The following is a 5,524-nucleotide window of genomic DNA, read 5'->3' as shown; positions in this document are numbered from 1 at the left end:
GAAAGAAAACCATCGATTTAGAAGATTCTTGCTGCGTGGCAAGCAAAGCGTTAGGACTGAATTCTTGTTCTTGGCGATGGGCTATAACTTAAATAAACTACATAACAAAATACAGCAACAACGGTGCGGAAAAATGCTACACGAAAAAAAGACCGCCTAAAAGGTTGCAGGCACAGCAATTTATGAGGGGCATAATGCTCCTCTAGCTTTGCTATGCCTACTTTACTCCACTTAATTCGCAAAAAAGAGAAAATACCCTATTCGGTTAGGGATACAAAGAAAGAGCTATCTCAAATAGGTTTTAAAAACCTATTTTGAGACAGCTCCTTCTTTATGCTGTTTTTGACTTTGGTTTTCTAGGTGGTTTCTTCTTGGATTCATTTTGTTTAATTGTTGCCATGCTTGCTTCTAACGCTGCCATTAAATTAACGAAACTAGACGATGTATCGACAGGCTTAGTAACAATTTCTTCTTTTTCTGCTTTAGCTTGGATCATTGCGAGCACTTGTGCGTGATACTCGTTTTTATATCTGGCAGCATCAAAATTGGTAACTAATGAATTGATTAGAGTTTTAGCCATTTTCATTTCTTTATCAGTTAGCTCAATATTTGCTGGCAAATCATTTTCAATTTCACGCACTTCTACCACTTCATCGGCAAAACGCATAGTCGTAAGTGTAATCGCTTGTCCAGTTGGGCGAATAGCTGCAAGATACTCTTTCTCACGAAGTACAAAACGAGCTATGCCGACTACATTTTCCTCTGCCATGCTTTTCAGAAGCAAGGAATAAGCTTTACCTGCTCCCTGATCAGGCAATAGGTAGTACGAGGTATCAAAAAACCTATTATCAATTTCTTCGATCTTAACGAAATCAGATATTTCTATTATTCTGCTAGATTTGGGAGCGATTGCTTCTAGATCGTTTTTTGATATAACAACATAGCGGTCAGGTGAAACTTCATATCCTTTAACAATCTCAGACATTGGAACCTCTGCACCGTCAACTGCTGCTACTTTTTTATATTGAATTTTACTAAAATCACTTTCTCGAAGTTGATTGAAAGAAATATTTTTAGAGCGAGTAGCTTTCACCAGCGAGACAGGGACATTTACCAATCCAAAAGACAATAAACCTTTCCACATGGTTTTCATGATCCCACCGCTTTCTATAATAAAGTTTACATAATAATAGTTATTATATCACAAATGTTAATCAAATAATTTAAAAATATTTAACAAATATGGAAAATAAATCTTATAACTACTTGATATATATCAAGTAGTGTGATATAATTAAAGTATAGAAAGGGGGTGACAAGAGATGTGGACTTAAACACGACAAAGGATGTAGCTACTACGGTAGCCGCCATACTCGCATCAATCAAGGTAATAGTTGATCTGGTAGAGAAATGGAAAAACGCTCCCCCGCCTGGTAAGCATAGGAAGCGTTAAATGGTAGGGAGGGTAAAACCTCCCTCATCCTTAAATATAGTGTAACACATCTCGATAAAATTATGAAGAAAATATCAACTATGGATATTATTTTATTGGTTTTGTTTATCGCGTGGGTGGCAGCTCTTGATATGAATAACCTTACTATAATTCAGGAAATAGGATTAGGGGCAACATTGCTATATGGTGCGTTACTAGTCATTAAGGTTGTGAAAAAATGAAATACGTGTTTGATAATAGAGAGGCATTGGAGAAATTTATTCAGGAAGAGTTAATTAACACTGCCGATGTAATGCAGATACTAAACTGCTCTAGGCAGAATGTATTTGACTTAATTAAGCGTAAGAAAATCACACCAGTTAAAGAAACATCAAAAGAAAGATTATTTTTAAAATCAGATATATTAGCACGTCTTAAGCAGTTGGAGTAGCATTGTCCACATAAAGGTACCATCTGACTTTATAACAGACGGTACCTTTTTATTTAGATATTGATTTGTTGCAGCATAAAAATATGATTTTTATTAAATATAATTTAAAATGGAGAAAAATTTTTACTGAACCAAACTAGGCTAAGATGTACGGATAAAGGATGAGGAATAAATTTACATTTATCAGTTTAAATTAGAGTTGTTTTAGAATATATCTTTTTGAGGACGATGTTTTCTTTTTAGCTGGAATATCCTATTAAGTTTATAGGGTATCATAACGATACTATAAGAAATGTATGTATTTTCTAATTCTTTAAGGAATGTAGATGTGTTATGATAAGGTAGGTATACACATTTATGATGAATAGTTTTTTTAAAAAAACTATTGAAATTAACTAGATATAAAAGTAAAATATACAAATAATGCTAAAAATAAATACAAATATATCCATTTGAGTTTGCCGTTATAGATTGATTATGTAAAGTAATTAGTAAAAGTCTAATTAAGATTACATAACAACTGAATTTTATTACAATATCTGTAAAAAGTTATTAACATGTTGATAAAATGTTAATAACTTTTATGAAAGATGTGGATAACGTGGAAGGTATTTCCAATCGCTATAGAGAAGTAAAAGCAATACTTAAAATAAAAGATAAGAATCATCATACATCATTTGTGTGATGATTTATAATTATAGAAAGTTTTTAATCAGAGATTAAAAATATTATTTATGGGCAGACTAATTTTTAATTATGAAAGCATATACTGTTATTATTATTGCAGTTATGCCCTGTTCCTTGAAAGGGGGATTATTGTGAATGAAAGTGTTGTGTGGAAATTTTTAGGAGTGAAGAAGAGTGTTGAGAATGATGCAGAGAGGGTATTGCAAGAACTAATTGAGCTGTTTTTTGTTAATATCGAAAGTTTTTCGGGTATTTCTTATTTAAAGTTCAATAGCGTTGAAGACATGATTGAAGCAGCGATAATGCAAAATGACAAGCAATATGGTTATTTCTGGGATTGGTTTAATAAACATGGTTTGTTAAAATTAAGGAGAATAGGATCGTTTAAATTTAAGAATACGGACGAAGAGTTAGATTTTCTTGATTATCGGTTATATGTTCTTGAAGAAGATTCTAAAAACCAAATAATGCAAAGCTTAATTGCATCATTAGCTGATGTTATCGGTGAAGTCCACAAGTATTGTTTAAAAAAGGCATCGTGTTTGTATGAAGATATGATGGCACAAATTATAGAGAAATGCACGTTTTCTTTCAAAACAATCCCGCTAGTAAGTTCTAGCGGGATTGTTTGTTAAAATAATATAAAATATAAAGGAATGATTACTATGAATGAGAAAGAATCTAATACTTATAAGGAGTACAAATTTTCCCGAGATAATATACAGCTTATTAATGCTCATGTTGTACAAATTACTTTAAACAAAAAAGTCGACACATGGGAAGAGGAATGTATTAATAATTTACAGGCTGCAATAAAACTTGAAGTTGTTGATTTTGAAAATATACTCGCTTATCTAAAAGTGAATGTTAAAGTGAAAGGTAAAAAAAACAGACGCGTGATGGGAGATATATTGGTCGTCTGCAAGGGTTATTTTATTGGTAATCCAGAAATTGATAATGATGATTTAGAAAGACTGGTTAAGCTACAAGCATTTCCTCAATTGCTGCCTTATATAAGAAGCGCAATAGCAAATTTATCAACCATGATGGAAGTGCCTACCATTGTTCTTCCTACAATAGACATTATAAAAACAATACAAGTGAACTCTGATCTAGAAGAATAGGAGGCATTGATATGATAGATCGAATCAACTTTGAACCTAGTGATTATAGATATGACCACCTTGAACCGACTGCAGAAGAAATTGCTAATTTTTTAATAAAATTCCAAAGTAAATTTAGCACCTTTTGTGAATTTTTAAGACTTAGTGCAAAATGGGAAAAAGCATCATATCGGAATGAACTCAATAAATGGCAAGCGGCAATTAAAGGACGTAGAAAGCCTGTAGCGTTCGACACACAATTATTTAGTGATTTGATTGAGGCATTCTTTGGGGTGTGTTTAAACGATAATGATATTAAAAAAATGAGAGGTTTAGTTCCAGAAAAATTACTTAATAAGATATTTCAGGACAGGCATAATGGCAAGGAGATCAAAGATGGTTATGGATGTATAGTCGCTATTGATGGTCGCAGAATAGAATATATCTGTGCAAGCCCTTTTAATGATCGAGAAGATAGTGATTTAAATAGAAAAACTGTAGATGTAGGAACTTGGGATGGAAATAAGGCGGAGTTTTTAGAGGTGAAAGTAAGCCCAATGGGGTTCCATACTAAAGATATTAAGTATCTTAATTTGCTAGCTCAAGAAATGAAAAAAGTTGAATTGGGATATGATGTTTATTTGGTCGCGTTGGATGATAAAGAACTGACAAGATCACGCTTAAATTGTTTATCTGACTATGTGGAAAATAGTTTTTCTTTAATTGGAAGAGAAGAAATATTCAGTTTACGTGAAGCTATATAAGTATTTGAGTGTTTTATACAAACGATGCGAAAGGTAAGTTATTATAAATAAATTTTACATAAGTAATATGCAAAAAACTCCCTAGTATTAAATTAGGGAGTTTTTTGCATATTACTTATAAACTTCCTCCTTTTCTCAATTAATCTCTTAGCTGCTCTCATCAATATCCTCATTGCAATTTTTTCCCGTTCTTCTTTAGCTTTCTTCATGGTAAAATCTATGTATGGGCATTATAACACCTCTTTATTAGTTTTATTATAGCCCTATGTAGTGCAAATTAATCCCGTATTATTATAATGAAGAAACTTTTTTTAAAAATTTACTCATTGGTGGTAACCAAGATTTATAGTGGTGCAATGTGGTGCAAAAAGTGATAATACATATAACGTTTTTAACGTAAAATAACACATTCGCAATACAATAAATTAATTAAGGAATGAGGAAACTAGCGATATATCTAGGTGGTGCAATAGTTTGCGGGATATATTGAAAAAAGCATATCCGATAATTCGTAATGAGTAGGTCTGCAGTTCGAATCTGCATATCGGCTCCAGTGAAATCAAGCAGGTGTGCAGCCTGTTCAAAATGAAGGCGTGTAGCTAAAACTACGCGCTTTTTTTATGCAATGAATGAGATCCTTTACCCATTCAGACTTCTGCTTATGAAGTAGTCCCCAAAAATATCTTGTTGGGGTGTTATCCACAGTAATCCACATATTATTCACAGGTTTATCCACAGAAAAAGGGCGTGTCGCAAAACGTTTATTGAAATCGTTTTGCGGTACGCCTCTTTTTTAATAAAAAAGCAGAAATCTCTTGTTGATCGGAAGAAAAAAAGAAGTCGTAGCTAGATTATGGGCATAACAAAACAGAGGAATCGACTTCCCTTCAAAAAAATTATATACCGTTATCAGGACGCTTTGGGAATATGCAAATAACTTCCACAACGACCGTTTTGGATTTTGTTGTGGAGTTTCTTTAGGTTGTATGCCATGCACAGCAATAGAAATTCAGTATGCACTTTAACTTGACTACGCATCAAAAATCGCCGAAAGCCCATGTCCTCTTTAAGAACCCCAAAAGCTCCC

9 protein-coding genes are annotated in these 5,524 nt (G+C 32.9%); 7 read left to right on the top strand and 2 right to left on the bottom strand.

The window, feature by feature from the left end; all coding sequences use genetic code 11:
• On the top strand, window positions 1–160 hold a 160-nt coding region (locus BMZ99_RS27680), incomplete at its 5' end, for a transposase (RefSeq protein WP_175490603.1).
• 171 nt (window positions 161–331) lie between these two features.
• On the opposite strand, the gene ku is transcribed toward BMZ99_RS27680, so the two are convergent.
• Window positions 332–1,153 carry a non-homologous end joining protein Ku gene (ku, locus tag BMZ99_RS25425; protein WP_245755164.1) on the bottom strand — a complete coding sequence of 274 codons (822 nt, stop codon included), beginning with the start codon at window positions 1,151–1,153 and terminating at the stop codon, window positions 332–334.
• 171 nt (window positions 1,154–1,324) lie between these two features.
• On the opposite strand from ku, the gene BMZ99_RS27520 reads away from it, so the two are divergent.
• The 6 genes from BMZ99_RS27520 to BMZ99_RS25405 all read left to right on the top strand — a co-directional run bounded on the left by BMZ99_RS27520 (window position 1,325) and on the right by BMZ99_RS25405 (window position 4,437).
• Window positions 1,325–1,453 (top strand): hypothetical protein, encoded by a 129-nt coding sequence (locus BMZ99_RS27520; protein WP_281246870.1) that lies wholly within the window; start codon window positions 1,325–1,327, stop codon window positions 1,451–1,453.
• A 62-nt stretch (window positions 1,454–1,515) separates the two neighbouring features.
• Entirely contained in the window at window positions 1,516–1,674 is a 159-nt protein-coding gene (locus BMZ99_RS26655; protein ID WP_175490710.1) for a hypothetical protein, read from the top strand.
• Window positions 1,671–1,883, top strand: coding sequence for a helix-turn-helix transcriptional regulator (locus BMZ99_RS25420; protein ID WP_090944797.1), 213 nt, complete (start codon window positions 1,671–1,673; stop codon window positions 1,881–1,883). The genes BMZ99_RS26655 and BMZ99_RS25420 overlap by 4 nt, the downstream gene beginning before the upstream one ends.
• Before the next feature lie 818 nt (window positions 1,884–2,701).
• Window positions 2,702–3,205 (top strand): hypothetical protein, encoded by a 504-nt coding sequence (locus BMZ99_RS25415; protein ID WP_090944790.1) that lies wholly within the window; start codon window positions 2,702–2,704, stop codon window positions 3,203–3,205.
• 30 nt (window positions 3,206–3,235) lie between these two features.
• Window positions 3,236–3,694, top strand: coding sequence for a protein-export chaperone SecB (locus BMZ99_RS25410; protein ID WP_090944787.1), 459 nt, complete (start codon window positions 3,236–3,238; stop codon window positions 3,692–3,694).
• Window positions 3,695–3,705: 11 nt separating this feature from the next.
• Window positions 3,706–4,437 (top strand): hypothetical protein, encoded by a 732-nt coding sequence (locus BMZ99_RS25405; protein WP_090944783.1) that lies wholly within the window; start codon window positions 3,706–3,708, stop codon window positions 4,435–4,437.
• Window positions 4,438–5,346: 909 nt separating this feature from the next.
• Here the strand turns inward: BMZ99_RS25405 and BMZ99_RS25400 are convergent.
• On the bottom strand, window positions 5,347–5,524 hold a 178-nt coding region (locus tag BMZ99_RS25400), incomplete at its 5' end, for a transposase (RefSeq protein ID WP_139214801.1).

The organism is Pelosinus propionicus DSM 13327, assembly GCF_900114615.1.
Taxonomy (GTDB): Bacteria; Bacillota; Negativicutes; order DSM-13327; family DSM-13327; genus Pelosinus; species Pelosinus propionicus.
The sequence above is the reverse complement of the archived record's forward strand: the minus strand, read 5'-3'. Positions and strand labels throughout refer to the sequence as shown.

Bases quoted from the DNA above. Each gene is read 5' to 3' on its own strand.
- BMZ99_RS26655 (WP_175490710.1), top strand. From the start codon at position 1,516: ATGAAGAAAATATCAACTATGGATATTATTTTATTGGTTTTGTTTATC.
- BMZ99_RS25420 (WP_090944797.1), top strand. From the start codon at position 1,671: ATGAAATACGTGTTTGATAATAGAGAGGCATTGGAGAAATTTATTCAG.
- ku (WP_245755164.1), bottom strand. From the start codon at position 1,153: ATGAAAACCATGTGGAAAGGTTTATTGTCTTTTGGATTGGTAAATGTC.
- BMZ99_RS25410 (WP_090944787.1), top strand. From the start codon at position 3,236: ATGAATGAGAAAGAATCTAATACTTATAAGGAGTACAAATTTTCCCGA.
- BMZ99_RS25405 (WP_090944783.1), top strand. From the start codon at position 3,706: ATGATAGATCGAATCAACTTTGAACCTAGTGATTATAGATATGACCAC.